Here is a 26368-nt window from a genome sequence, read left to right as displayed (position 1 = left end):
GGGCATCGTCATGGCCAAACCTGGATTTCGCCTCGCGCTGTTTGCCACCCTGCTGGCGCTGATTGTGGTGCTGCTCGGCGCTTATACGCGCCTGACCCACGCCGGCCTCGGCTGTCCGGACTGGCCGGGCTGCTACGGTTTTATCAGCGTGCCGAAAAGCGAAGCGCAACTGGCCCATGCCGAACTGCATTACCCGGACTCGCCGGTGGAGGCGCACAAGGGCTGGAACGAGATGATCCACCGCTACTTTGCCGGTACCCTCGGCCTGCTGATTTCGATTCTCGCCGGGCGCGCTTGGGTCAACCGGCGTCATCCGGGGCAGCCGTTGAAGCTGCCACTGTTTCTGCTGGCGGTGGTGTTTGCGCAAGCGGCGTTCGGCATGTGGACGGTGACGCTCAAGCTTTGGCCGCAGGTGGTCACCGGGCATTTGCTCGGCGGGTTTGCGACCTTGAGTCTGCTGTTTTTGCTGACGTTGCGATTGTCCGGCGTGCTGCCGGCGCTGACCGTGCCCAAGCGTTTGCAGTATTGGGCGACGGCGGGACTTTTGTTGGTGATTGGCCAGATTGCGCTGGGCGGCTGGGTCAGTTCCAACTACGCGGCGGTGGCCTGCATCGACTTCCCCACATGTCACGGGCAGTGGCTACCGCCAGCGGATTTCGCCAATGGGTTTCATCTGACGCAACACATCGGCCCGAATTATCTTGGCGGACAACTCGACAGCGATGCGCGCACGGCGATTCACCTCACTCACCGGATCGGCGCTTTGCTGGTGACGCTGGTGCTGCTCGGTCTGGCGTGGCAATTGAAAGTGGTCGGCATGACGCGGCTGGCCGGTCTGGTGCTGATTGCCCTCGCCACACAAATCACCCTCGGCATCAGCAACGTGCTGTTCCATCTGCCCCTGCCGGTGGCGGTCGCGCATAACGCCGGTGGTGCTGCGCTGTTGCTGACCATGGTGCTGGTCAATTATCACGCGCGCACCAGCCTGGTCCGGGTCAAACAACCGGTGCTCGCGCGCTGGCGCCTGAGCCCGCGCAAACATTCCGCCGCGCCCATCACAATAAAAGGAGAAACGCCGTGGCGATTCTGATTGGCGAACGCCAGCAGCAGGCGATCTGGCGTGATTATCTGGAACTGACCAAACCGAAAGTCGTGGTGCTGATGCTGATCACCTCGCTGGTCGGCATGTTCCTCGCGACCCGAGCCGGGGTGCCGTGGACGGTGCTAGTGTTCGGCAATCTGGGGATTGCCCTGTGTGCCGGCGGGGCAGCGGCGGTCAATCATGTGGTGGATCGGCGCATCGATGCGGTGATGGCGCGTACGCATAAACGGCCGCTGGCCGAAGGTCGGGTTTCACCGGCGGCGGCGCTGACGTTTGCGCTGGTGCTGGCGCTGCTCGGTCAGGCCTTGTTGCTGACCTTCACCAATCCGCTGACCGCTTGGCTGACCTTGGCCTCGCTGCTTGGTTACGCCGTCATCTACACCGGCTTCCTCAAACGCGCGACGCCGCAGAACATCGTCATCGGTGGCCTCGCCGGCGCTGCGCCACCGCTGCTGGGCTGGACCGCTGCCACCGGCCACGTCAGCGCCGAACCGTTGCTGCTGGTGCTGATCATCTTCGCCTGGACGCCGCCGCACTTCTGGGCGCTGGCGATTCATCGCAAAGAGGAATACGCCAAAGCCGACATTCCGATGCTGCCGGTCACCCACGGCGAGCACTACACCAAAGTGCACATTCTGCTGTACACCTTCGCGCTGCTGGCGGTGAGCCTGCTGCCGTACGTTATCCACATGAGCGGCGTGCTCTACCTGATTTGCGCGCTCGCTCTCGGCGCAAGGTTTCTGCAATGGGCCGTGGTGCTGTACCGTGGCACTCGGCCGCACGCGGCGATCAACACCTTCAAGTACTCTATTTGGTACTTGTTCCTGTTGTTCATCGCCCTGCTCGTAGACCACTACTTACTGTTGAACCTATGACTCGAACCCAGAAAACCGTCTTCATCCTCGTCGCCGTGATCGCGCTGATCCTGGGACTTACCGTCAACAAAGTGCTGAGCGGCAAGGGCCAGGGCGATCCGACTGCGCTGATCGACGCCGGCATTATTCTGCTGCCGCAAAGCCGTAATCTGCCGGACGTGACGATGACCGATCAGGACGGTAAACCGGTGGCGATCAATGAGTTGAAAGGTAAGTGGAGTCTGTTGTTCTTCGGCTACACCTTCTGCCCGGACATCTGCCCGACCACGTTGGCGCAGCTGCGTCAGATCAAGAGCGAGTTGCCCAAAGACGCTGTGGACAAGTTACAGATCGTGCTGGTCAGCGTTGACCCGAACCGCGATAGCCCGAAGCAGTTGAAGCAGTATCTGGGCTACTTTGATCCGCAGTTCATCGGCCTGACACCGACCTCGATTGAAGAGCTGCAGAAGGTGGCGAACGCGGTGAGTATTCCGTTTATTCCGGCGGATACGAGCAAGCCGAATTACACCGTCGACCATAGCGGCAATCTGGCGGTGATTGGCCCGGATGGGACGCAGCGTGGGTTTATTCGGGCGCCGTTGAATAACGCCAAACTGGTGGCGCAGCTTCCGGTGATGCTTAACCGTAAGTGACAGTTTAAAAGCCAAAAGCCCCTCACCCTAACCCTCTCCCGGAGGGAGAGGGGACTGAATGGGGGATGGTGAAGAAATACGCAGACCTGAAAGTTATATGCTGAATCCATAATCGCCAAGATTTTTCAGGTCGATGTATGACGCCAGACAGCTCGGTCGGCCCCCTCTCCTTCGGGAGAGGGCTGGGGTGAGAGGCAGCTTCAAAGCTGGTCAAAAGCCAGACACCAGACACAAAAAAGGGGACGCTCACGGCGTCCCCTTTTTCATTGCAGCCATCTGAAATCAGAACGCCGGCAATACCGCGCCTTTGTACTTCTCGGTGATGAATTTCTTCACTTCCGGGCTGTGCAGCGCAGCAGCGAGTTTCTGCATCGCGTCGCTGTCCTTGTTGTCCGCACGGGACACGAGGATGTTCACGTACGGCGAGTCGTTGCCTTCAATCACCAGCGCATCCTTGGACGGATCGAGCTTGGCTTCCAGCGCGTAGTTGGTGTTGATCAGCGCCAGATCAACCTGGGTCAGCACGCGCGGGATGGTCGCGGCTTCCAGTTCACGGATCTTCAGGTCTTTCGGGTTCTGCGCGATGTCTTTGACGGTCGACAGGATGTTGCTCGGATCCTTCAGAGTGATCACGCCCGCCTTGGCCAGCAGCAACAGCGCACGGCCGCCGTTGGTGGCGTCGTTCGGGATGACCACGTTGGCGCCGCTTGGCAGATCCTTCAAATCCTTGAGCTTGCTCGAGTAGGCGCCCAGTGGCTCCAGATGCACGCCGGTCACGGCGACCAGGCTGGTGCCCTTGGCCTTGTTGAACTCATCAAGGTACGGCTGATGCTGGAAGAAGTTGGCGTCCAGGCGCTTTTCCGCGACCTGTACGTTAGGCTGAATGTAGTCGGTGAAGACCTTGACCTTCAGTTCCACGCCTTCTTTGGCCAGGGCTGGTTTCACGAACTCGAGGATTTCTGCGTGCGGCACCGGAGTGGCGGCAACGGTCAGGGTTTCGGCGTGGGCCGAGAATGCTGCAACGGCAGCAAAAGCAGCGATCAGTTTTTTCATTCAGCTAACTCCTTATGAGGCGCCCGTCTGGCGCCTGCCAGCGAATGGCCGGCTCATCTGTTCAATACAAAACCGGTTATTTACGCGAGAAGTGCACGACCAGTCGATCACCGACCATCTGCAACACTTGCACCAGAATCAACAGCAATACCACGGTGACGATCATCACGTCGGTCTGGAAACGCTGGTAACCGAAACGGATCGCCAGGTCACCCAGACCACCGGCACCTACCACACCGGCCATCGCCGTGTAGGACACCAGTGTAATCGCCGTCACCGTAATCGCCGCGAAGATGCCCGGGCGGGCCTCTGGCAGCAGGGCGTTCATGATGATCTGCCGGGTGGTCGCGCCCATCGACTGTGTCGCTTCGATGATGCCGCGATCGACTTCACGCAGCGCGGTTTCCACCAGACGTGCGAAGAACGGTGTGGCACCGACTACCAACGGCGGAATCGCACCGGCCACGCCCAGTGACGTGCCGGTGATCAGCACGGTGAACGGGATCATCACGATCAACAGAATAATGAACGGCAGCGAACGCAGGATGTTCACCGCCAGCGACATGAACGCGTACAGGCCACGGCTTTCCAGGAGCTGACGCGGACTGCACAGGAACAGCAACACGCCCAGCGGCAGGCCGAGCAGCACGGTGAACAGCAGCGAACCGCCAAGCATCAGCATCGTGTCGCCGGTGGCCAGCCAGATTTCGTACCAGTCGATATTGGTGAAGAAACTGATCAGGTCTTCCATTAGCGCAATACCTCCATGTGAACGTCAGCGGCGGTGAAGCGGGCGAAGGCCGCTTCCATGTCGCCACCGGTGACGGCGAGAGTCAATTGCCCGTAAGGAATGTCTTTGATGCGGTCGATGCGACCAGCAAGGATGCTGTAGTCGACACCGGTTTCCCGGGCGACAGTACCGAGCAGCGGCGCGTAAGTCGCTTCGCCCTGGAAGGTCAGACGCACGATGCGGCCCGGCACGTGAGCGAAGTCATCACGCTGCTCGCTTTCGTCGATCTGCTCGCTTTCCTGGACGAAACGCTTGGTGGTCGGGTGCTTCGGATGCAGGAACACATCGGCCACCGAACCTTGCTCGACGATCACGCCGGCATCCATCACCGCCACTTGATCACAGACGCGACGGATCACATCCATCTCGTGCGTGATGAGGACGATGGTCAGCTTCAGTTCGCGGTTGATCTCGGCCAGCAGTTGCAGGACCGACGCGGTGGTCTGCGGGTCGAGGGCACTGGTGGCCTCGTCGCACAGCAGAATCTTCGGCTTGGTTGCCAGGGCGCGGGCGATGCCGACGCGCTGCTTCTGGCCACCGGACAATTGCGCCGGGTACTTTTTCGCGTGATCGGACAGACCGACTCGCGCCAGCAACTCGGCAACGCGCTTGTCGATGTCACTGCTCGACAGTTCGCCGGCCAGGGTCAGCGGCAACGCTACGTTGTCAGCGACAGTCTTGGAGGCGAGCAGATTGAAGTGCTGGAAGATCATCCCGACTTGCTGGCGGAAACGGCGCAGGCCGTTGGCGTCCAGCGCGGTGACTTCTTCGCCGTCGACGATGATCTTGCCGCCGCTGGAGTTCTCCAGGCGATTGATCAGACGCAGCAGGGTACTTTTGCCCGCGCCGGAATGGCCGATCAGGCCGAACACCTGCCCGTTCTCGATAGAGAGACTGGTCGGGTGCAGCGCGGGAATATCCTTACCGGCGACGCGGTAAGTCTTGTGGACGTTTTGAAACTCGATCACGTAGCGAACCTTGTGGGGCGCGTTAGAAAAGGATCAGCGGTTAGCCGGGCGCGCATTTTAGCCTGTCCGTATAGAGGTTCTTAGCATTTATTTCGCAATTAACCTTCGATTTGGCAATAACAAGATCAAAGGTCATAAAAAAGGAACGTCCAAAGCAGCCCATCAGTCACTAAGTAAGCGACTTGAAAACCCTGGGTGCCGTGCCCGGGAACCACTCAAGAGTCCCCGGCAAACATCGGGGTCAACCGAGGAGTTTACGACTGATGAGCAAGAAGCCTACGTCCGATAAAAGCCAGATGGCCGGAACCGATACACCGGATCGCGCCAACACCAACGCCAAACTCGACAGCCTCGAGAAGTTTCGCTCCGACGCCACCGGCCAGGCCCTGCGTACCAACCAAGGCGTGAAGATCGCCGACAACCAGAACACCCTCAAGGCCGGCCCCCGTGGGCCGTCGCTGCTTGAAGACTTCATCATGCGGGAAAAGATCACGCATTTTGACCATGAGCGAATTCCGGAGCGCATCGTCCACGCACGCGGCACTGGCGCCCATGGTTTCTTTCAAGCCTACGAGAACCATTCGGAGCTGACCAAGGCGGGTTTCCTACAGGATCCGGGGAAAAAAACGCCCGTGTTCGTGCGCTTTTCCACGGTGCAGGGCCCGCGTGGTTCCGGCGACACCGTGCGTGACGTGCGTGGTTTCGCGGTGAAGTTCTTCACCGACGAAGGCAACTTCGACCTGGTCGGCAATAACATGCCGGTGTTTTTCATTCAGGACGCGATCAAGTTTCCCGACTTCGTCCACGCGGTAAAACCCGAGCCGCACAATGAAATCCCTACCGGCGGCTCGGCCCACGATACCTTCTGGGACTTCGTTTCGCTGGTGCCGGAATCGGCACACATGGTGATCTGGGCGATGTCCGACCGCGCGATCCCGAAAAGCCTGCGCAGCATGCAGGGCTTCGGCGTGCACACCTTCCGATTGATCAACGCTGAAGGCAAGTCACGCTTCGTCAAATTCCACTGGCGCCCTACTGCCGGCACTTGCTCGCTGGTGTGGGACGAGGCGCAGAAGCTCGCCGGTAAGGACACCGACTATCACCGTCGCGACCTTTGGGAAGCGATCGAGATGGGCGACTACCCGGAATGGGAGTTGGGCGTGCAGGTCATCGAAGAAGAAAACGAGCACGACTTTGATTTCGACATCCTCGACCCGACCAAGCTGATCCCCGAAGAAATTGTGCCGATCACGCCGCTGGGCAAAATGACGTTGAACCGCAATCCGGACAACTTTTTCGCCGAGACCGAGCAGGTCGCGTTCTGCCCTGGCCACATCGTGCCGGGCATCGACTTCTCCAACGATCCGCTACTGCAAGGTCGGCTGTTTTCCTACACCGATACGCAAATCAGCCGACTCGGTGGGCCGAATTTTCACGAGCTGCCGATCAACCGGCCGGTCGCGCCGTTCCACAACGGCCAACGCGATGCGCAGCACCGCACGGTGATCGACAAGGGTCGTGCATCTTATGAGCCGAACTCGATTGATGGCGGCTGGCCGAAAGAAACGCCGCCAGCCGCGCAGGACGGTGGCTTCGAAAGTTATCCAGAGCGCATTGATGCGAACAAGATCCGCCAGCGCAGCGAGTCGTTCAGCGATCACTTTTCCCAAGCGACGTTGTTCTTTAACAGCATGAGCGACCACGAGAAAGAGCACATCATTGCCGCCTACAGCTTCGAGCTGGGCAAGGTTGAGCGCGAGTTCATCCGGGCGCGGGAAGTGAACGAGATTCTGGCCAACATTGACCTGGAACTGGCCAAGCGTGTGGCGGCCAATCTGGGGCTGCCTGCACCTACCAAAGGCACAGTGGATGCGCGCAAGGTGTCGTTCGATCACTCGCCAGCACTGAGCCAGGCGAATCTGCTGCCGGAAAACATCAAAACGCGAAAAGTGGCGATTCTTGCTGCTAACGGCGTCGATGGTGCGGCGATTGATGCGATGAAGAAAGCATTGGCGGCTGAAGGAGCGCATGCCAAGTTACTTGGGCCGACTTCGGCGCCAGTGCAAACCGCTGACGGGAAAAGCCTGCCAGTGGATGCGTCCATGGAAGGCATGCCATCAGTGATTTTCGATGCGGTGTTTGTGCCGGGTGGCGCGGCGTCGGTGAAGGCATTGAGCGGCGACGGCGTGGCGTTGCATTACCTGCTGGAGGCTTACAAGCATTTGAAGGCGATTGCACTGCACGGGGAAGCCAAGCAGCTGCAGGATTTGCTGAAGCTGGAAGCGGATGCCGGGTTGCTGCAGGGCAAGGATGTTGGCGCGTTGACCAAACCGTTCTTTGCGGCGATCGGGCAGCATCGGGTTTGGGAGCGGGAGCCTAAGGCCAAGGCCATTCCAGCTTAAGATCTTCGTTGGTTGACAGGACGCTTTCGCGAGCAAGCTCGCTCCCACATTGGGATTTTCAGTGACCACAAATCTTGTGATCGACGAAAATCTACTGTGGGAGCGAGCTTGCTCGCGAAGCTTTTAAGGTTTACGCGGACTCAGAACCATCTGCGCCGGTACGGTGCGTACGGTCTGCTTCACAATCTTCAGATCAAAATCCGGATTCAATTTCTTGACCCGTTTGGTCAGCAACGTTGCCAGCCACGGATAATCATCGGTCCGCGGCGCCTGAATGGTCACCCCACACTCATAATTCACAACATCAGCGGCGATCGCATCGAGTTGCCGGCGAAGTTTGTGACTATCGGTGATATTCAGCGCCACCGTGGTGCTCTCGGCCGTCGGATCGATCACCTTGGCTTTCGGCTTGGCTTCAGCGGCCAGCAGCGCTGCTTCAGCCTTTTCCAGCTCAGCCTTGCGCGCTTCAGTGATGGCACCATTGACGCCACCTGTCAGCGCCGGGGCTTTCGGCATCAGCACGCGAGCGCGGCTCAACGCTGTGGCAGCGGCATTCACATCACCCTTCTGCAGCACAATCTGGCTGCGACGCAGATACGCCTCGGCAAGCTGCCGCTGGTATTGCTCAAGGGATTGGTCGTTTGGAGTTTCTTTCTGCAAAGCGGCCAATTGGTCTTCTGCCGTGGCCAGTTCGCTGCTGGCCAGGCTTTGCTCCAGCTGTGCGATGGCCGTAGCCCGCGCATCGGGGACTTCAGCCACCGGCGGCGTACTTTGGCAGGCGCCCAGCAGCACTGAAAATGCGACAAGGAGCAGATAACGGGAGGCGAACGGCTTCATTCCTGCGACTCTCTATTTGCGCAAAAAGCGGCCAAGTCTACACCCCGCGACGGGGCAGAACAAAACTCAGCAGAAACAGTGCGGCCGCCGTCACAACGATTGACGGCCCGGCCGGGGTGTCCTTGAACCACGACAACGCCAGCCCGCCACACACGGCGAGCATGCCCAGCAAGCTCGCGCCCAGTGCCATCTGCTCCGGGGAACGGGCGTGACGCTGTGCCGCAGCCGCCGGAATGATCAACAGCGACGTAATCAGCAATACACCGACGATTTTCATCGCCACCGCGATCACCACCGCGATCAACAGCATCAGCGCCATGCGCAGACCCGCCACCGGCAGGCCTTCGACTTTGGCCAACTCTTCGTGCACGGTGATCGCCAGCAATGGCCGCCATAGCGTCACCAGCAACACCAGCACCGCCGCACTGCCGCCGAGGATCCACGCCAGATCGGTCGGGCTGATCGCCAGCAAGTCGCCAAACAGATAGGCCATGAGGTCGATCCGCACTTCATGCATGAAGCTTAGTACCACCAGACCGAGAGAGAGCGTGCTCGGTGCGAGAATTCCCAACAGCGTGTCAGACGCCAGCGGTTGGCGCTGTTGCAGCGTGACCAACAGCACCGCCAGCAGCAGGCAACCTACGGTCACCGCAACGGTCGGGCTGACATCCAGCAGAAAGCCCAAAGCCACGCCGAGCAATGCGGCGTGGGACAGGGTGTCGCCGAAATACGCCATGCGCCGCCAGACCACAAACGAACCCAGCGGACCTGCAACGATCGCCAACGCCAGACCTGCAAGCAGGGCATACAACAGAAAATCAGCCATGCTTGCAGTTGTCTCCGTGAACGTGAGGTTGGCCAATAACCGGCCCTTTGACCACCGAACCGTGCAGGTCGTGAGCGTGGTCGTGATGGTGGTGATAGACCGCCAGGCTCTGCGCGTTCTTGCCGAATAGTTCGACGAATGCTGGATCACCGCTGACCTGCTCGGGATGCCCGGAGCAGCAGACGTGACGGTTGAGACAGACCACTTGATCGGTGGTGCTCATCACCAGATGCAAATCGTGGGACACCATCAGCACGCCGCAACCATGGCGATCGCGCAGGCGGGTGATCAGGCTGTACAGCTCGGCCTGGCCGGCGACGTCGACGCCTTGCACCGGCTCGTCGAGTACCAGCAATTCCGGCTCGCGCAGCAGTGCCCGCGCCAGCAGCACACGCTGCATTTCACCGCCGGAAACGCTTTGCACCGGGCTGTCGATGACGTGTTCGGCGCCAACTTCTTTCAGCGCGCCCAGCGCGCGCGGACGATCAACGCCCGGCACCAGACGCAGAAAGCGCAGCACCGAAAGCGGCAAGGTCGGATCGACGTGAAGTTTCTGCGGCATGTAGCCGACGCGCAGTTTTGGCTTGCGCCAGACGCTGCCGCTGTCCGGCTTGAGCAAGCCGAGCACCGCGCGCACCAAGGTGGTCTTGCCGGCGCCGTTGGGGCCGATCAGGGTGACGATCTGCCCCGGCTCGACGCTCAGCTCAATGTTGTCCAGCACAGCCTGCCCGGCAAACGTGACGGCGACCTGTTCCAGACGGATCAGCGCATTGCTCATCAAGCCCCCTGGCAACCGGAGCACAGGCCGACGACTTCGACGGTCTGCGCTTCGACGATGAAACCGACGTCTTTGGCGCTGTTGATGATCGCGTCGCTGATCACTTTTTGCTCAAGCTCGATGGCGGCGTGGCAATCACGGCAGATCAGGAATTGGCCCTGATGCGCGTGTTCCGGGTGCACGCAGCCGACGAAAGCGTTGAGCGAGGAGATGCGGTGTACCAGGCCGTTTTCCAGGAGGAAATCCAGCGCGCGGTACACGGTCGGCGGCGCGGCGCGGCGGCCGTCCTGCTCGCTGAGCACAGCGAGAATGTCGTAGGCGCCCAGCGGTTTGTGGCTCTGCCACACCAGTTCCAGTACCCGGCGGCGCAACGCGGTCAGGCGCAAGCCTTTCTGGGCGCACAAGGTATCGGCCTCGGACAAAGCGCTGTGCACGCAATGAGAGTGGTCGTGGGGACGGCTGGCAATCGGTGTAATAGGCATGGGCGGCGACGAGTTTTGATAGAGACGTTATTATGTTACCCGTTCTCGCCTCCTTGAGTGGTCATCGTGTCCCGACTTTTTTCTGTTTTTGTGGCTTTTGTCGCCAGTTTCCTGCTGATCGGTTCGGCTCAGGCCGAGGTCAAAGTCCTCACCAGCATCAAACCGTTGCAGCTGATTGCAGCGGCCGTGCAGGACGGCGTGGCAATTCCCGAAGTGCTGCTGCCACCGGGTGCCTCGCCACACAATTACGCACTGCGCCCATCCGACGTACGGAAGGTGCAATCGGTGGATCTGCTCTACTGGATCGGCCCGGACATGGAAGGTTTCCTGCCGCGCGTGCTCAACGGTCGGACGCTGCCGAGCATCGCCGTGCAGGACCTGCCGGGGATGAAGCTGCGGCATTTTGCGGAGGACAGCCATTCCCACGCCGAAGATGCCGACGAGCATGATCACGATCATCGTCCGGGCACGCTGGATGCGCATTTGTGGCTATCGCCGGTCAATGCGCGGGTGATTGCCGACAAAATGGCCACTGATTTGAGTGCCGTTGATCCGGCGAATGCCGAGCGTTATCAGAGCAATGCCAAGACGTTTGATCAGCGTCTGGATGCACTGGATCAGCGATTGAAAAAGCGTCTGGCCAGCGTTGAAGGCAAGCCGTACTTCGTCTTTCACGAGGCGTTCGATTACTTTGAAGAGGCTTATGGCCTGAAGCACACCGGCGTGTTCAGCGTCGCCGCCGAAGTGCAGCCGGGCGCGCAGCATGTCGCGGCGATGCGCAAGCGTTTGCAGGAAGTGGGCAAGACCTGTGTGTTCAGCGAACCGCCGTTGCGTCCGCGTCTGGCGGAGACATTGGTGGCGGGCCTGCCAGTGAAACTGGCGGAACTGGATGCGCTGGGCGGGTACACCCCGGCGACGGCTCAGGGTTATGAGCAAGTGTTGGAAAAGTTGGGCAATGATTTAGCGGGATGCCTGGAATCTCTTTAACCCCCGGCATAGGTGTTGCCCCCATTCGCGAGCAGGCTCGCTCCCACAGGATCACCGAAATCCTGTGGGAGCGAGCCTGCTCCGGGCGGCGTTCCGACGAAGCTTTTAGAGGGCGAAAGGCAACGGTGTGTGAACCTGCTGCCGCTGCGCCAAGCGCTGCTCAAACTCCTGCGGATCGTGAATCAACACGTCCTGCCCGGCAAACTGCTCCGCCGCGATCAATCGCGACAGCCAAAACCGCACACACGCCACGCGCAGCATCGTCGGCCACAACTCAGCCTCCGCCGCGGTAAACGGGCGCAGCGCCGCATAAGCGCCAAGAAATGCCCGGGCACGCGGGCCATCGATCAAACCGTCCTCGTCCGAACACCAGTCATTCAAGGCAATCGCCACGTCATACAGCATCGGCCCCGAGCAGGCGTTGTAGAAGTCGATCAGCCCGGTCAGGTGCGTGCCTTCGAACATCGCGTTGTCGCGAAACAGGTCGGCGTGAATGTTCGCCCGCGGCAGCGCGAGAATCTTCTCTTTGCGCTCGGTGATTTCATCCAGCGCCTTTTGCAGCAAGGCGCGCGGTTCATCGCTCAGGTGCGAGAGAAACTCGTTGCCCTCCTCCTGCATCCAGTCCAGGCCCCGATCGGTCTTGCGCTTGATCATGCGCTCGCCCTGCGTCGCCAGGTGCAGGTGCGCCTGCAGCTCGCCGACCTGCGCGCAATGCTGGGCATTGGCGACCTTGATGTGCTTGCCGGACAAGCGCGGTTGCAGCAGTGCCGGTTTGCCTTTCAGCTCACGCAACGCCACGCCGTCGGTGGTGCGCAGTGCGTAAGGCACGGGCAGATCGGCTTCGTGGAGCACGTCGAGCAGTTCGATGAAAAACGGCATCTCCTGCACCGGACCGCGTTCGACCAGGGTCAGGACGAATTCGCCCTGCTCCAGACTGATGAAGAAGTTGGTGTTTTCGCTGCCGGCGGCGATCCCCTGGAAATCAAGCAGACGGCCAAGCCCGTAAGGGGCGAGAAAGGTTTCCAGCTCGGGCCGAGCCAGGGGAGTGAACACAGACATGTTTAAAAACTGCTCAGTTCAGGCGTCGCGCTCAGGCGACGCCGATTAAAAGTCGGGAAACTTACTTCCAGGTAAAGATTTCCCACGACGGAATCAGCATATCCGGCTGGTCGGAGCGAATGTAGTTCGCGTCCGTACCATCGGCGCGCACCAGGAAATACGGTTTGCCGCCCTTCGGCGTGACCTTGATCGCGTAGACGAAGCCACTGCGACTGTATTCCTGGATGACCTTGTCGCCTTCCGTGTGCGTGTTGATCGTAACTTCCGGCTCCGAGGCGGGCGCATCGTCCGCCGCCATCGCGGCCAACGGTGAGGCAGCAATCAGACCGACCAGCAGCAAGCGATTTAACGTACGCATGATAACCTTGTCCCTTTGTCGTCAACGGTCCCGCTATTCTAGCGCCGGACCCGCCGAAAAGGTTGATTCTGCTCATGAGCCAAGCCCCCCTCGTCCTGGTGGACGGTTCGTCTTACCTGTACCGCGCGTTTCACGCGCTGCCACCACTGACCACTTCCAAAGGCCTGCCGACCGGTGCGGTCAAAGGCGTGCTGAACATGCTCAAGAGTCTGCGCAAGCAGTACCCGGACAGCCCGTTCGCCGTGGTGTTCGACGCCAAGGGCGGGACATTTCGCGATGAAATGTACGCCGAATACAAAGCCAATCGCCCAAGCATGCCCGACGACATGCGCGTGCAGATCGAGCCGCTGCACCAGAGCGTGATCGCCCTCGGTTTCCCGCTGCTTTGCGTCGAAGGCGTCGAGGCTGATGACGTGATCGGCACCCTCGCCCGTAGCAGCGCGGCGGCGGATCGCCCAGTGATCATCTCCACCGGCGACAAGGACATGGCGCAACTGGTCGATGGCCACATTACCTTGGTCAATACGATGTCCGGTAGTTCGATGGACGTGGAAGGCGTGAAGGAGAAATTCGGCGTCGCACCGGAGCAGATCATCGATTATCTGGCGCTGATGGGCGATTCGTCCGACAACATTCCGGGCGTTCCGGGCATCGGCCCGAAGACCGCATCCGGCCTGCTGGTCGGGGTCAATGGCGGCCTCACCGAGCTGTACGCCAATCTCGACATCGTCCCGACCCTGCCGATTCGCGGCGCAAAAACCCTGCCGGCCAAGCTCGAAGAGCATAAGGAGATGGCGTTCCTCTCCTATCAACTGGCGACCATCAAGGTCGACGTGCCACTGGACGTCGAACTCGACGATCTGCAGATGGGCGCGGAAGACCCGGCAAAGCTCTACGAGCTGTACTCCCTGCTGGAATTCAAAAGCTGGATCAATGATCTGGATCGCGACGCCAAACGCCTGGAGCTGAGCGCAGCCAGCGAGCCTGCACCGGCCGGCGATCTGTTCAGCGCGCCAGAAGCCGAAGCGCCCGCCGCTTCGACTGAAGCGGCGTACGAAACCATCCTCGATCAGGCACGTTTCGACGTCTGGCTGGAAAAACTCAATAACGCCAAGCTGTTCGCTTTCGACACCGAAACCACCGGCATCGACGCGCAGCAGGCGCAACTGGTCGGTCTGTCGTTCGCCGTGCAGGCCAACGAGGCCGCGTACATTCCGCTGACCCACTCCTACATCGGCGTGCCGGAGCAGCTGGATCGCGACACCGTGCTGCGCGCGTTGAAGCCGATTCTGGAAGACCCGAGCAAGCTCAAGGTCGGCCAGCACGCCAAGTTCGACATGAACATCCTGGCTAACTGCGCCATCGGTGGCGATCAGAGCCAAGGCATCACCGTGCGCGGCATTGCCTTCGACACGATGCTTGAGTCTTACGTGCTCAACTCCACCGCCACCCGTCACGACATGGACAGCCTCGCGCAGAAGTACCTGGATCACACCACCGTGAGCTTCCAGGACATCGCCGGCAAAGGCGCCAAGCAGCTGACCTTCGACCAGATCGCGCTGGAGCAGGCCGGGCCGTATGCCGCCGAAGACGCTGATATCACCCTGCGTCTGCACCAGACGCTGTTCGAAAAACTCAGCGCCATTCCGAGTCTGGCCAGCGTTTTGACCGACATCGAGATTCCGCTGGTGCCGGTACTGGCGCGCATCGAGCGCCAAGGTGCGTTTGTCGACGCTGAGCTGCTCGGCATCCAGAGCATCGAGCTGGGCAACAAAATGGTTGCGCTGGAGCGCGAAGCGTTCGAGATCGCCGGGGAAGAATTCAACCTTGGCTCGCCGAAACAACTGGGCGTGATTCTCTACGAGAAACTCGGCCTGCCGGTGCTGAAAAAGACCGCCAAAGGTCAGCCGTCCACTGCCGAAGAAGTACTGGCGAAACTCGCTGAAGACGATCACCGCTTGCCGAAGGTGCTGATGGAGCACCGCTCGATGAGCAAGCTGAAAAGCACCTACACCGATCGCCTGCCGGAGCAGATCAACCCTCGCACCGGCCGTATCCACACCTCGTATCACCAGGCTGTGGCGTCGACCGGTCGCTTGTCCTCCAGCGATCCGAACCTGCAGAACATCCCGGTGCGAACCGCTGAAGGCCGGCGCATTCGTCAGGCGTTCGTGGCGCCGAAAGGCTACAAACTGCTGGCGGCGGACTATTCGCAGATCGAACTGCGGATCATGGCGCACCTGTCCAGGGACGAAGGCCTGATGAACGCCTTCCGCAACAACCTCGACGTGCACACCGCCACCGCTGCCGAAGTGTTCAAGGTCGAACTCAACGAAGTCACCTCCGACCAGCGCCGTGGCGCCAAGGCGATCAACTTCGGTCTGATCTACGGCATGGGCGCGCAGAAACTCGGCAAGGACATCGGCGTCGACACCAAGACCGCCAAGGCTTACATCGATACCTACTTCGCCCGTTACCCGGGGGTTCGCGAGTACATGGATCGCACCCGCACACAGGCGGCGGATCAGGGTTATGTCGAGACCTTCTTCGGGCGTCGTCTGTACCTGCCGGAGATCAACTCGAACAAGCCGCAGGAACGCGCTGCCGCCGAGCGCACGGCGATCAACGCGCCGATGCAGGGCACGGCTGCCGACATCATCAAGAAAGCCATGGTCGCGGTGGATAACTGGCTGGCGACGTCCGGGCTGGACGCCAAAGTCATTCTGCAGGTGCACGATGAATTGGTGCTGGAGGTTCGTGAGGATCTGGTCGAACAGGTCAGCGCCGAGATTCGCGTACACATGAGCGAAGCGGCGAAACTGGATGTGCCGCTGCTGGTCGAAGTCGGTGTGGGCAACAATTGGGATGAGGCTCACTGAGCCATTGATCTCGGTCTGCCGCGACCCGTTGTCGCGGCAACGCCGGTAAAACCTGCTTATTTCGAAAAGCGCTTGGATTTATTCCAAAGCTTTTTGAAAAAAATCTGAACTAATCTGGAAGTACACCACTCAGAGATACTGAATGGCTGGTGAAGCCCTTCGATGCTCCTATGTTGTGTTAAGTGTTGGCAGATATCTGAACCCCGCCCTAGCGGTTCGGAACTTAAACCCCGGAACTTCTCCCTCCCCAATGAAGTCCGGGGCTTTTTTTGCCCGAAAATTGGCTGTGGCACGCTCAGACTGCGTTGAAAGCACAGCTAAAAATGCTCATTTAGGTACCCTAAACTCCGCTTTTTAGCCGTGCTTTCGCCTTGCCTGCGCGCACCACAGCCAATTTTCTAATCCCTGTTTACTCAGCCGCCTCGGCGCCTTTGTCTGCCAGTTCCATCCAGCCGGCCAGTACAGTGTAGGCCTCTTCCAGGCCCATGCGTTTTGGTGCCGAGAACAGCTGGATGGTGACCAGATCGCCCCAGCCTTTGCGAATTTCCGACTGCACTTTGAGCAAGGTGTTCTTGGCCGCGCCATAGGTCAGCTTGTCAGCCTTGGTCAACAGGATGTGCATCGGCATGCCGGCGGCAACAGCCCAGTCGAGCATCAGCAAGTCGAAGTCGGTCATTGGATGACGGATGTCCATCATCAGGATCAAACCCTTCAAACTCTCGCGGCCACCGAGGTAAGCCTCAAGGTGACGCTGCCAGTGCATCTTCAACGGGATCGGTACTTTTGCGTAACCGTAGCCCGGCAGGTCGACCAGACGGCGATCTTCGTCTAGCTTGAAGAAGTTCAACAGCTGTGTGCGACCCGGAGTTTTCGAGGTGCGCGCCAGGCTGGCGTGAGTCAGGGTGTTCAGTGCGCTGGATTTGCCGGCGTTGGAACGACCGGCAAACGCCACTTCGAAGCCTTCGTCGTCAGGGCATTGATCGACTTTGGCGGCACTGAGCATGAACGTGGACTGTTGGCACAGGCCGAGGATGGGATTCTTGAGTTGCATGGGATTTCCGATGTGGGCGGCGCCGGGATTGGGCGCGGAACGCGGTGTCGCTTCCGTTTCAGTGACGCCAGTATATAATGCCGCAGATTTTGTGTGTGCTTTGTCCCAGCGTAGGATGAAGTTCACGAGAGCGACAGACCTTGATTGCGCATTAGAACGCAGAACGCTCTCAACCCTGAAAAGGTCGTTTTATGACGAAATGGCTGCTGGCTGCCGGAGTCTTGATGCCGCTTTACAGCGCACAGGCTACACAGGATCCGGAAGCTGTGTACAACCGTGTTTGTGGTGCCTGTCATTCCGGCCAACTACCCATGGCGCCCAAAAGAGGCGATCAGGAAGCTTGGACGCCGAGGTTGGCGAAAGGTATGGGGACGCTGGTGCAACACGTGACCCAGGGTTTCAAGGCGATGCCGCCGCGTGGTTTGTGCATGGACTGCAGTGCCGAGGATTACCAAGCCATCATCCTTTGGATGAGCGAGTAAACCCGGTCCATAACTTAACCCTTAGCCGTAGTTGGATTAGCTGATGAACAAATTGATCGTGAGTCTGCTGTTGACCGTGGGAATCTCAGGCTTCGCCCATGCTGCCGGTGATGCCGCAGCGGGCCAGGCAAAAGCCGCCGTCTGCGGAGCCTGCCATGGCCCGGACGGGAACAGCATGGCGCCAAACTTTCCGAAACTGGCCGGTCAAGGTGAACGCTACCTGACCAAGCAACTGCACGACATCAAGTCGGGCAAGCGCACCGTTCTGGAAATGACTGGCCTGCTGACCAACCTGAGCGATCAGGACCTGGCCGACATCGCCGCCTACTTCGCCAGCCAGAAAGGCAGCGTCGGCGCCGCGGATCCGAAGATTGTCGCACGCGGTGAAGCGCTGTTCCGTGGCGGCAACCTGGCCAAGGGCCTGCCAGCCTGCACCGGCTGCCACTCACCGAACGGCGCCGGCAACGCCGCTGCCGGTTTCCCGCATCTCGGCGGCCAACACGCTCAATACATCGCCAAGCAACTGACCGATTTCCGCAAGGAAGAAGGCGGTCGTACCAACGACGGCGACACCATGACCATGCAGACCATCGCCAAGCGCCTGAGCGACGAAGACATCGCTGCAGTCTCCAGCTACATCCAAGGTCTGCACTAAGAGCATTTCGCAGCGATAGATCTCGCGCAACGTTAACGCTCGATTAATCCGTCGCAGCAAGTATAAAAAGGGTGGCTTTGGCCGCCCTTTTTTGTGGCCGCTACCGTTACACTACAGAACTCATGCCCGCCAGGATCTGTCTGAAAACAGGTCGCGCGAGGCGACCCAAATTGTCCAGGAGTAAAGCATGCGTAATCTGATCATCAGCGCCGCTCTCGTCGCTGCCAGCCTGTTCGGCGTGACCGCTCAAGCCGCTGAAGCCCCAGCCGCCCCTTACGTGGAACTGGCCAACCCGGTTCCGGTTGCAGAGCCTGGCAAGATCGAAGTGGTCGAGCTGTTCTGGTACGGCTGCCCGCACTGCTACGCTTTTGAGCCAGTGATCAACCCATGGGTTGAAAAACTGCCTTCCGACGTCAACTTCGTGCGTATTCCGGCGATGTTCGGCGGCCCATGGGACGCTCACGGCCAGATGTTCCTGACCCTCGAAGCCATGGGTGTCGAGCACAAGGTTCACAACGCCGTGTTCAACGCGATCCAGAAAGAACACAAGAAGCTGACCGACAAGAACGACATGGCTGACTTCCTCGCCACCCAAGGCGTGGACAAGGACAAATTCCTCGCCACCTTCGATTCGTTCGCCATCAAAGGTCAGATCGTAAAAGCTCGCGAACTGGCCAAGAAGTACGAAATCACTGGCGTGCCAACCATGATCGTCAACGGCAAGTACCGCTTCGACATCGGCTCCGCCGGCGGTGCCGAACAAGCGCTGCAACTGGCTGACCAACTGGTCGCCAAAGAGCGAGCGGCGACCAAGGCTGCTGCCAACTAAGCGCGGCAACCGCCATGCGCCGCTGGAAGTCTGAACGCATCGTTGGCCTGCATGACCCGCAGGTCAACGAGCATCACCTGGAGTCCACGGGCCTGCCCGCAGACCAGCGTTTGCGTCTGCTCAGTTTCAATATCCAGGTCGGCATCAGCACCGAGCGCTATCGGCATTACCTGACGCGTAGCTGGCAGCACCTGCTGCCGCACACCGGGCGCTCAGGCAATCTGCAAAAGATCGGCGACCTGCTCGGCGACTTCGATCTGGTCGCCCTGCAGGAAGCCGATGGCGGCAGCCTGCGTTCGGGCTACGTCAATCAGGTGGAACATCTGGCCCAACTCGGCGCCTTCCCCTACTGGTATCAACAACTCAATCGCAACCTCGGCCGACTTGCTCAGCACAGCAATGGCGTACTCAGTCGTCTGAAACCATCGGCGATTGAAGATCACCCGCTGCCCGGCCCGAAAGGTCGTGGCGCGATTCTGCTGCGTTTCGGCGAAGGCCCGGAAGCGCTGGTGGTGGTAATGATGCACCTGGCCCTTGGCGCGCGAACCCGCAGCCTGCAACTGGCCTATATTCGTGAGCTGATCGGTGGCTATAAACATCAAGTGTTGATGGGTGACATGAACACCCACGCCAGCGATCTGCTACAACATTCTCCGTTACGCGATCTCGGCCTGCTCGCCCCGCAGGTGGAAGCGACATTCCCCAGCTGGCGTCCGCAGCGTTGCCTTGATCATATTTTGCTCAGCCCGACCCTGACCCTGGAAAAGGTCGAAGTGCTGGCACAACCGATTTCCGATCACCTGCCGGTCGCGGTAGAGATTCGTCTGCCGGGTTCGCTCACGGCCGATGCATTGCCCGCGTTGAGTCCTGCCCCTCGCGGAACCCCTGAATGAGCGACGACGCCCAGCGCTGGAAAGAGAAGTACCTCAAAAGCATCGAACAACAGGACAAGCTTGAACGGCGATGGGCCGCCAGGCTCGATTTGCTGCGTCGCGGCCTGGTGCGCAGCACACTGGCGGCTGAAGGCACCGACAAGGTCGTTGATCAATGCATGAAAGAAATGCGCGACGTGGTGCGCACTGATGACATGGACGCCGGCCTCGCCGCCCTCCTGCCGCGCCTGGAAAAAGCCGTGCTCGATTCCGAGCAACGCCGCGAAACCCGCATCGATCAGGTCAGTAGCGCGCTGACGTCGCTGGTCACCCAGTTGCAGGCGTTGCCGCTGCCGCGTGAAGTCGCCCAGCCCTTGAAGAAGTTCGCCAAACAACTGGATGGCCGCGTCGGCTCTGCGCGAGAAATGCCATTGCTGCTGAGCGAACTCAGCGGCTTGCAGGGCAAGGCATTAAGTCAGTTGGACACCCCGGCAGAGCCGGGTCGCCCGGGTCTGCTGCAACGGCTGTTCGGTAGCCGCGACAGCGAAGAAGCGCCAGCGACAGAAGCACCCACGCCTCTGCAAGCCACGCCGCCACAACCGCTTGCCCCACCGGCGCCTGAAGCAGAAGCCGCACAGCCCGCCCCTGTCGCGGCGATCGAAGCCGTGACGGCACCTTCCGCCATCGAAGCACCTGTACCTGCCGACACAACGACGCCAGCCGCCCAGGCTCAGTTGGAACCGGAACCGGCAGAAGTGGTTACCTTTGTGCCACCGAAGGTCGTCAGCACAGACAGCAGTCCTCCGGTCGAACAGCAGGCTGAGCATTTCGAGCCCGAGCCTGATTTCACCCTGGCTCCTGCTCAGAATGAAATCGCGCCTGCCGCCTTCAATCCTGATGAACTGATCCACCCCGGCGATCCGACACCACTGATCCTGGACAGCCTGCCACTGCCCGAGCCAATTGCCCAGGCACTGGCCGCCATCGACCCGGAGCAGCCCGAGCACGACATCCTGTTCGCCCTGCCTGACACCCCCGAGCCGTCCTACAGCTCGGTGGCCAAGCACATCGAAGACACCCTGATCGGTCTCCTCGATGACCTGACCCTGCCGGAACGTCACCGTCCGCAAGCCGAAGCCATGCGCGAACGGCTCAAACACGGTTTGAACTGGTACGAACTGATCCCGATCCTCGACGATCTCGCAACATTGATGCTGGCGATCACCGACAGCGGTCAGCACGAATTCGAAGCCTACCTGCAGCAGCTCAACGAACGCCTCGAAGCATTCCAGAGCAACCTGCAAGCCGCCAGCGAAGGCCATGCCGACAACAGTTCGGCGGCGCGGGCCATGGACACGCAGATCCGCGAGCAAGTCGACGGCTTGCAGACCAGCGTCCAGGAAGCCGCCGATCTGGATGACCTCAAGCAAGTGCTGGAGAACCATCTTGAAGGTTTGATCGGCACCATGGATCAGCACCAGAAGCAGCGCGACGCCCGCGAACAGGAAGTCGCCACGCGGCTCAAAAGCCTGTCCGAACGCGTGGCACATATGGAGCAGGAAGCCCAGGGCTTCCGCGAACACCTTGAAGTACAGCGCCAGAAAGCCTTGATCGACCCACTCACCGGCCTGCCCAACCGCGCCGCGTGGAGCGAACGTCTCGAGCATGAGATCAAGCAGTGGCAGCAGCACGGCAACACCCTGAGCCTGGCCATGCTCGACCTTGATCACTTTAAACGGATCAACGACAACTACGGCCATCTGGCCGGCGACAAGGTGCTGAAGATTATTGCCACCGTGCTGCGCAAGCGTCTGCGCGGCTCCGATTTCATCGCCCGTTTCGGCGGTGAGGAGTTCGTTCTGTTGATGCCGGCAACACCGCCGGCAGTCGGCGCCAAGCTGCTGGAAACCCTGCGCGCAGCCATCGAAGCCTGCCCGTTCCATTTCAAGGGCGAGCGGGTGACGATCACCCTCTCGATGGGGCTGGCGACATTCCGTGCCGGAGAACACAGCGATCTCGTGTTGAAAAGAGCCGATCAGGCGCTTTACCGCGCTAAAAATGCAGGACGCAACCGGGTCGAGCTCGGCTAAGCAAATTGTTCCATTTTGTTTAAATCCGCCCGCTGACCGTCGAGACGCAAGGCAGTACGTTACACTGTTGCATTATTGACTTGCGTGTACTGCCTTCTGCCATGAAATTCTTTGCCCTCATCGCTTCGCTGCTCGTTCTGGCCGGTTGTGCCGGCAGCCCCCGGTATGACACCAGCCATCCGTCCGCCAATTACGACAGCCGCATCCAGTTCGTGATCGTGCATTACACGTCGGCCTCACTGGAGCGCTCGCTGCAATTGCTGACCCACGGCGAAGTCAGCAGCCATTATCTGATTGGCGACGACAAGAGCGGCACCGTGTACAAGCTGATGGACGAAAACCAGCGCGCCTGGCACGCAGGCGAAAGCCAATGGCAGGGCCGCACCTGGCTCAATTCCAGTTCGATCGGCATCGAAATCGTCAATCCAGGCTTCAAGGACACCCCGACCGGGCGTCTGTGGTATCCGTACAGCGAAGCGCAGATTCAATCGCTGATCGCCCTCCTCAAGGACATCAGCAAGCGTAACGGCATCAGCCCGCGCCATATCATCGGTCACAGTGACATCGCACCGCTGCGCAAACTCGATCCGGGGCCACTGTTCCCGTGGAAACGCCTCGCCGCTGAAGGTCTGGGCCTGTGGCCAAACGAACAAGCGGTGGAGCGTCAGCAAGCGCTGTTCAACAGTAGTGAACTGCCGAGCATCAGCTGGTTCCAGGCGCAATTGGCGCACTTGGGCTACGACACGCCGCAGACCGGCGAACTGGACGTTGCGACGCGTCATGTCCTCGCCGCGTTTCAGATGCACTTCCGTCCTTCGCGCTTCGATGGCACGCCGGATGCGCAAACGGCGGCGTTGTTGCTGGTCCTCAATCAGACAAAATAATGACGCCCGCCCGACGGTCAGGGCGAAATCGCAATCAGCAGCTATAACTCATTGGTAATTCTTCGGATATTCCATGATGGTTGCTACCCGAGAGACGCTGCGTAGCTGGTTCTATCGCCCTTGGTTTTTGGCGATGATCGCTGCTGTCCTTAGTGCCAGCCTGTTGATCGCCGGCGGAATGTTCGTGGCAATGCGTCAGGTCGAGCAAAGCGAAAGTCTGGAAATGAACGCGCAAGGCGAACGTTTCCTCGCCCGCCTCGAACAATTGTTCGGCCAGTTGCGTGAAAGTCTCGACGATCTCGAAGCGCAGCCATTGCGCAGTTGTGACGATGAAATGATCGCCACCTTGCAGCAAGTCACCTTCAACTATCGCTTCGTCTACGAAGCGGCTTACATGGACGCCTCGCGGATCTGTTCCAACCGCCCACGCCAGGAAGGTCTGTCGGTGGTTCGTGCGCCCGATATCAAAGGCCCGACCTACAGCTATTGGCTGAACACCACCACTGAACCCGATGAAAACCGCGCGGCGCTGATGCTCGGGCGCGGCAATTTCCGAGTGGCCACCTCGCGTGGGCACCTGACCGACATGGTCGATCTGTCCCCCGGTAGCAGCCTTTTGGTAGTGCTCGATCACGGCACCCGGGCCATCCCGGTGCTCGGCATGGCGCAAGACTGGCCACCCACGGAACACTGGCCACCGAAAAGCCACGATGCCCTGCAAGTCACGCAAACCCGGCTGATCTACCGCATGCCCACCGACAACCCGGAATACCAACTGGTCCTGATCACACCCAGAACCGGCATGCACATTCCGGCTATCTGGTGGTGGATGATCCCGGCCTGTCTGCTGCTTGGCGCATTTTTGGGGTTCTTCGTTTTTTTGCTGGTGCGCCAACGCCAGTCACTGGATGCCGAACTGCATGGCGCGATCCGGCGCGGCGAGCTGCAGGTGCTCTATCAACCCATATTCGATCTCGACAGCCGTAACTGCGTCGGCGCCGAGGCCCTGCTGCGCTGGCGCCGCCCCGATGGCACGCTGACCAGTCCCGACCTGTTTATTCCTATGGCGGAAAACACCGGGCAGATCCGCCAGATGACCGACTTCGTCCTGCAGCGCCTGCTGGAGCAACTGGGCCAGTTGCTGCGCGCCAATCCGCAGCTGTATATCTCGGTTAACCTCGCTGCCTGCGACGTGATGGTGCCGCGCATCGGTCAGGTCATGGCGCGGCTGCTCACACTGCATCGGGTGGCCGCGCGGCAGATTGCCTTCGAGGTTACCGAACGTGGCTTGATTGATGTGGTGGTGGCGCGGGAAAACCTGCAAGCCTTGCGCGATGTCGGCCATCAAGTGTTGATCGATGACTTCGGCACCGGCTATTGCAGCCTCGCCTACCTGCAGACCTTGCCGGTCGATTGCCTGAAAATCGACAAAGCATTTATCGATGCACTGGGCCATGACGCAGCGAGCAGCGGCGTCGCCCCGCACATCATTCACATGGCCCAGGCGCTGGATCTGAAGGTGATTGCCGAAGGCATCGAGCTGGAATCACAAGCGCAATTGCTCAGCAGCGAAGGAGTGAAGTTCGGTCAGGGCTGGTTGTTCGCCCATGCACTGAGCGCGGTGCAATTCATCGAACTGATTACCCGTGGCCGACGCCTCGCGGGAAGGCGTATGGACGACGAAGCCTAAACGGCGAGCGCCATATAGAACTGCGTGCCCTGCCCCGGCCGCGAATAAACCCCCATACGGCCGCCATGCAGCTGGACGATTTCCTTGCACAGCGCCAGACCCAGTCCGGCGCCGCCCTTTTTGCGGCCGACCTGCACGAACGGCTCGAAGATTCGCCCTTGCTGGCCGTAGGCAATGCCTTCGCCATTGTCTTCGACGCTGATGATCACACGCTCACCGTGACGGCGCGCCTGCAAGCGGATCTGGCCGTCGCGGGCGGTATGGCGCAGGGCGTTGTCGATCAGGTTGTCGAGCACGCGATCGAGTTGCGCCTGATCCGCCTGCAAACGCGGCAGCGGGCTCTGCACTTCAACATTCAAGGCGATGCCTTTGTCGGCAGCCGACTCGGCAAAGCGCAGCTGCGCTTGTTCCAGCAAGTCTTCGATGGAGCATGGTGCCAGGGTGAGTTTCTGCAAACCGTTCTGGTAGCGCGAGAAATTGAGCAAGTCGTTGATCAACTGCATCAAGCGCTGCATTTCTTCGTTGACCGTGTCGAGCAGATCGGCTTCGCGTGATTCCGGGGCAAACTTCGCCCGCTCGCGGAAAAGCCCGAAGGCCATGTGCATGCCGGTGACCGGTGTGCGCAATTCATGGGACGCGCGCAGGACGAATTCGCTGCGCACGCGTTCAAAGGCGCGTTGCTCGGTGACGTCATGCAAGACCATCACCGCACCGAGAATATGCCCTTGCGTGTGGCTCACCGGCGTCAGACTGTAAGTGAGCAGGCGTGATTCGCCGTCGACCTCGATGCTCAGGTCTTCCGGTGCGCGTTCCAGCGTACCGCCGCGCAACACCAGCTGCAGCTGTGCATCCAGCTCCGGCCGCTGCAGCGCCGTGCCCAAGCCTTGGCCGAGGCGATCATCGTCCCAACCCAACTGGCGTTGAGCGACCGGGTTGAGGTGCTCCAGATGCCCCTGGCGGTCGATCATCAACAAACCATCGTCGATGCTGTCGAGCACTGCCTGCAAGCGTTGCTGACCGGCCAACAGTTCATCGACGTTAGTCGCCTGATGCTCACGCAGTGCTTCGGCCATCAGGCCGAAGCGTTTGGTCAGCTGATTCATTTCCATCGCTGACGAAATCGGCAGGGTCACTTCAAAATTGCCTTGGCCGATATTGTCCGCCGCTTGCGCCAGCGCCTCGATCGGCGCGCCGAAACGCCGGGCAATCCCGTGGGCCGTGATAAACCCGATGATCAACACCGCCAGCCCGACAAACCCCAGCAGGCCGGCAATCAACAAGGCGCGGTCGCGCGCCTCATGCTGTACCGCGTTGATGTTGTCCAGTGCATGCTTGTGTTCGGTGATCAGTCCGTTGCGCAAGGTGTTGAAGCGCTCCCGGAAGTCGGCGCTGCTGCTCATCGAGCTGGCCGGGTCACGGGACAAATCGAAAGCTTCCAGGAAGCTCAGATAATCCGCTTTTGCCCGGCTGAAGCCGTATAGCCGGCCATCGCCGTCTTGCTCTTGGGCGATGCCTTGGTCCAGCAATTGGAAGTAATGTTGTTTCGACGCTTCGAACGCCACCGGATCGGGCTTTTCCGCGAGCATGATGATCAGTTGATCACCCAGCGTCTGCCGCAACTTGAGCCCCAGATCCAGAGTGACGAAGTTGCTGCGTACCAAAGCTTCTTGAGTGCCGGCCATCTGCATCACGCTGACCAGCCCGAGCAGCAGCCCGAGCAACGCCACTGTGATCAGCGCGGAAATGCTCAAGAACAAACGGGTCCGCAACTTCATCGCCAGTTTCAT

At 60.1% G+C, this 26368-nt stretch carries 24 protein-coding genes; 13 read left to right on the top strand and 11 right to left on the bottom strand.

Translation table 11 applies throughout. The features are described from left to right. The first annotated feature begins 10 nt into the window (after positions 1–10). From ACZ0A4_RS24515 to ACZ0A4_RS24505, 3 genes are read left to right on the top strand one after another with little or no spacing between them, the layout of a single operon-like run. Positions 11–1090, top strand: coding sequence for a COX15/CtaA family protein (locus ACZ0A4_RS24515; RefSeq protein ID WP_463576646.1), 1080 nt, complete (start codon positions 11–13; stop codon positions 1088–1090). Next, complete coding sequence (gene cyoE / locus ACZ0A4_RS24510; protein WP_463576645.1) at positions 1078–1977, top strand: heme o synthase; 900 nt, start codon at positions 1078–1080, stop codon at positions 1975–1977. The genes ACZ0A4_RS24515 and cyoE overlap by 13 nt, the downstream gene beginning before the upstream one ends. Continuing rightward, entirely contained in the window at positions 1974–2609 is a 636-nt protein-coding gene (locus ACZ0A4_RS24505) for an SCO family protein (RefSeq protein ID WP_212550244.1), read from the top strand. The genes cyoE and ACZ0A4_RS24505 overlap by 4 nt, the downstream gene beginning before the upstream one ends. A 282-nt stretch (positions 2610–2891) precedes the next feature. On the opposite strand, the gene ACZ0A4_RS24500 is transcribed toward ACZ0A4_RS24505, so the two are convergent. The 3 genes from ACZ0A4_RS24500 to ACZ0A4_RS24490 form a co-directional block, all read right to left on the bottom strand. Continuing rightward, positions 2892–3662: a MetQ/NlpA family ABC transporter substrate-binding protein gene (locus ACZ0A4_RS24500; protein WP_463576644.1), complete on the bottom strand. Its 771-nt coding sequence runs from the start codon at positions 3660–3662 to the stop codon at positions 2892–2894. A gap of 76 nt (positions 3663–3738) precedes the next feature. Then, complete coding sequence (locus tag ACZ0A4_RS24495) at positions 3739–4413, bottom strand: methionine ABC transporter permease (protein WP_008081214.1); 675 nt, start codon at positions 4411–4413, stop codon at positions 3739–3741. Then, complete coding sequence (locus ACZ0A4_RS24490; protein ID WP_397484556.1) at positions 4413–5420, bottom strand: methionine ABC transporter ATP-binding protein; 1008 nt, start codon at positions 5418–5420, stop codon at positions 4413–4415. The genes ACZ0A4_RS24495 and ACZ0A4_RS24490 overlap by 1 nt, the downstream gene beginning before the upstream one ends. A gap of 260 nt (positions 5421–5680) precedes the next feature. Here ACZ0A4_RS24490 and katE point away from each other — a divergent pair, with 260 nt between their 5' ends. Continuing rightward, positions 5681–7822 (top strand): catalase HPII, encoded by a 2142-nt coding sequence (gene katE / locus ACZ0A4_RS24485; RefSeq protein WP_463577629.1) that lies wholly within the window; start codon positions 5681–5683, stop codon positions 7820–7822. A 123-nt stretch (positions 7823–7945) separates the two neighbouring features. Here katE and ACZ0A4_RS24480 read toward each other — a convergent pair whose 3' ends face one another. Genes ACZ0A4_RS24480 through ACZ0A4_RS24465 form a run of 4 tightly spaced genes read right to left on the bottom strand, consistent with a single transcriptional unit; the run spans position 7946 to position 10745 of the window. Further along, a complete protein-coding gene (locus ACZ0A4_RS24480; RefSeq protein WP_463576643.1) occupies positions 7946–8659 on the bottom strand; it encodes a PA5502 family lipoprotein in 714 nt (237 codons plus the stop codon). 37 nt (positions 8660–8696) lie between these two features. Next, complete coding sequence (znuB, locus tag ACZ0A4_RS24475) at positions 8697–9485, bottom strand: zinc ABC transporter permease subunit ZnuB (RefSeq protein ID WP_007911758.1); 789 nt, start codon at positions 9483–9485, stop codon at positions 8697–8699. Next, positions 9478–10263: a zinc ABC transporter ATP-binding protein ZnuC gene (gene znuC, locus ACZ0A4_RS24470; protein WP_463576642.1), complete on the bottom strand. Its 786-nt coding sequence runs from the start codon at positions 10261–10263 to the stop codon at positions 9478–9480. Before znuC ends, znuB begins: the two co-directional genes overlap by 8 nt. Then, complete coding sequence (locus tag ACZ0A4_RS24465; protein ID WP_007911760.1) at positions 10263–10745, bottom strand: Fur family transcriptional regulator; 483 nt, start codon at positions 10743–10745, stop codon at positions 10263–10265. The genes znuC and ACZ0A4_RS24465 overlap by 1 nt, the downstream gene beginning before the upstream one ends. Before the next feature lie 66 nt (positions 10746–10811). Between ACZ0A4_RS24465 and znuA the strand changes: the two genes are divergently transcribed. Next, positions 10812–11732, top strand: a complete 921-nt coding sequence (gene znuA / locus ACZ0A4_RS24460) for a zinc ABC transporter substrate-binding protein ZnuA (RefSeq protein WP_463576641.1) — start codon at positions 10812–10814, stop codon at positions 11730–11732. 105 nt (positions 11733–11837) lie between these two features. On the opposite strand, the gene ACZ0A4_RS24455 is transcribed toward znuA, so the two are convergent. Together ACZ0A4_RS24455 and ACZ0A4_RS24450 are read right to left on the bottom strand one after the other, a co-directional pair. After that, the gene (locus ACZ0A4_RS24455; RefSeq protein WP_463576640.1) at positions 11838–12791 is read right to left on the bottom strand and encodes a homoserine kinase; all 954 of its coding nucleotides are present in this window, start codon (positions 12789–12791) and stop codon (positions 11838–11840) included. Positions 12792–12852: 61 nt separating this feature from the next. Beyond that, the gene (locus ACZ0A4_RS24450; RefSeq protein ID WP_008081231.1) at positions 12853–13149 is read right to left on the bottom strand and encodes a DUF2782 domain-containing protein; all 297 of its coding nucleotides are present in this window, start codon (positions 13147–13149) and stop codon (positions 12853–12855) included. Between the two features lie 74 nt (positions 13150–13223). Between ACZ0A4_RS24450 and polA the strand changes: the two genes are divergently transcribed. Further along, positions 13224–16028: a DNA polymerase I gene (polA, locus tag ACZ0A4_RS24445; RefSeq protein WP_463576639.1), complete on the top strand. Its 2805-nt coding sequence runs from the start codon at positions 13224–13226 to the stop codon at positions 16026–16028. Between the two features lie 409 nt (positions 16029–16437). On the opposite strand, the gene yihA is transcribed toward polA, so the two are convergent. Next, positions 16438–17079 carry a ribosome biogenesis GTP-binding protein YihA/YsxC gene (gene yihA / locus ACZ0A4_RS24440; protein ID WP_007911767.1) on the bottom strand — a complete coding sequence of 214 codons (642 nt, stop codon included), beginning with the start codon at positions 17077–17079 and terminating at the stop codon, positions 16438–16440. A gap of 191 nt (positions 17080–17270) precedes the next feature. On the opposite strand from yihA, the gene ACZ0A4_RS24435 reads away from it, so the two are divergent. The 7 genes from ACZ0A4_RS24435 to ACZ0A4_RS24405 all read left to right on the top strand — a co-directional run bounded on the left by ACZ0A4_RS24435 (position 17271) and on the right by ACZ0A4_RS24405 (position 24581). After that, complete coding sequence (locus tag ACZ0A4_RS24435) at positions 17271–17561, top strand: c-type cytochrome (protein WP_038365005.1); 291 nt, start codon at positions 17271–17273, stop codon at positions 17559–17561. Between the two features lie 43 nt (positions 17562–17604). Continuing rightward, positions 17605–18216, top strand: coding sequence for a c-type cytochrome (locus ACZ0A4_RS24430; RefSeq protein WP_008081240.1), 612 nt, complete (start codon positions 17605–17607; stop codon positions 18214–18216). A gap of 187 nt (positions 18217–18403) precedes the next feature. Further along, a complete protein-coding gene (locus ACZ0A4_RS24425; RefSeq protein ID WP_077575197.1) occupies positions 18404–19045 on the top strand; it encodes a thiol:disulfide interchange protein DsbA/DsbL in 642 nt (213 codons plus the stop codon). 14 nt (positions 19046–19059) lie between these two features. Next, a complete protein-coding gene (locus ACZ0A4_RS24420; protein WP_038364999.1) occupies positions 19060–19938 on the top strand; it encodes an endonuclease/exonuclease/phosphatase family protein in 879 nt (292 codons plus the stop codon). Then, positions 19935–22007, top strand: a complete 2073-nt coding sequence (locus ACZ0A4_RS24415) for a GGDEF domain-containing protein (RefSeq protein ID WP_463576638.1) — start codon at positions 19935–19937, stop codon at positions 22005–22007. The genes ACZ0A4_RS24420 and ACZ0A4_RS24415 overlap by 4 nt, the downstream gene beginning before the upstream one ends. A gap of 101 nt (positions 22008–22108) precedes the next feature. Then, on the top strand, positions 22109–22891 hold the full coding sequence (locus tag ACZ0A4_RS24410) for an N-acetylmuramoyl-L-alanine amidase (protein WP_463576637.1): 783 nt from the start codon (positions 22109–22111) through the stop codon (positions 22889–22891). Positions 22892–22967: 76 nt separating this feature from the next. Continuing rightward, complete coding sequence (locus ACZ0A4_RS24405) at positions 22968–24581, top strand: EAL domain-containing protein (RefSeq protein ID WP_463577627.1); 1614 nt, start codon at positions 22968–22970, stop codon at positions 24579–24581. Here ACZ0A4_RS24405 and ACZ0A4_RS24400 read toward each other — a convergent pair. Next, on the bottom strand, positions 24578–26368 hold the full coding sequence (locus tag ACZ0A4_RS24400; protein ID WP_463576636.1) for a KinB sensor domain-containing domain: 1791 nt from the start codon (positions 26366–26368) through the stop codon (positions 24578–24580). The two genes, ACZ0A4_RS24405 and ACZ0A4_RS24400, sit on opposite strands and share 4 nt — an antisense overlap.

The sequence above is a fragment of the Pseudomonas sp. AC172 genome, assembly GCF_979258595.1.
This window is presented reverse-complemented; position numbering and strand designations above follow the sequence as displayed.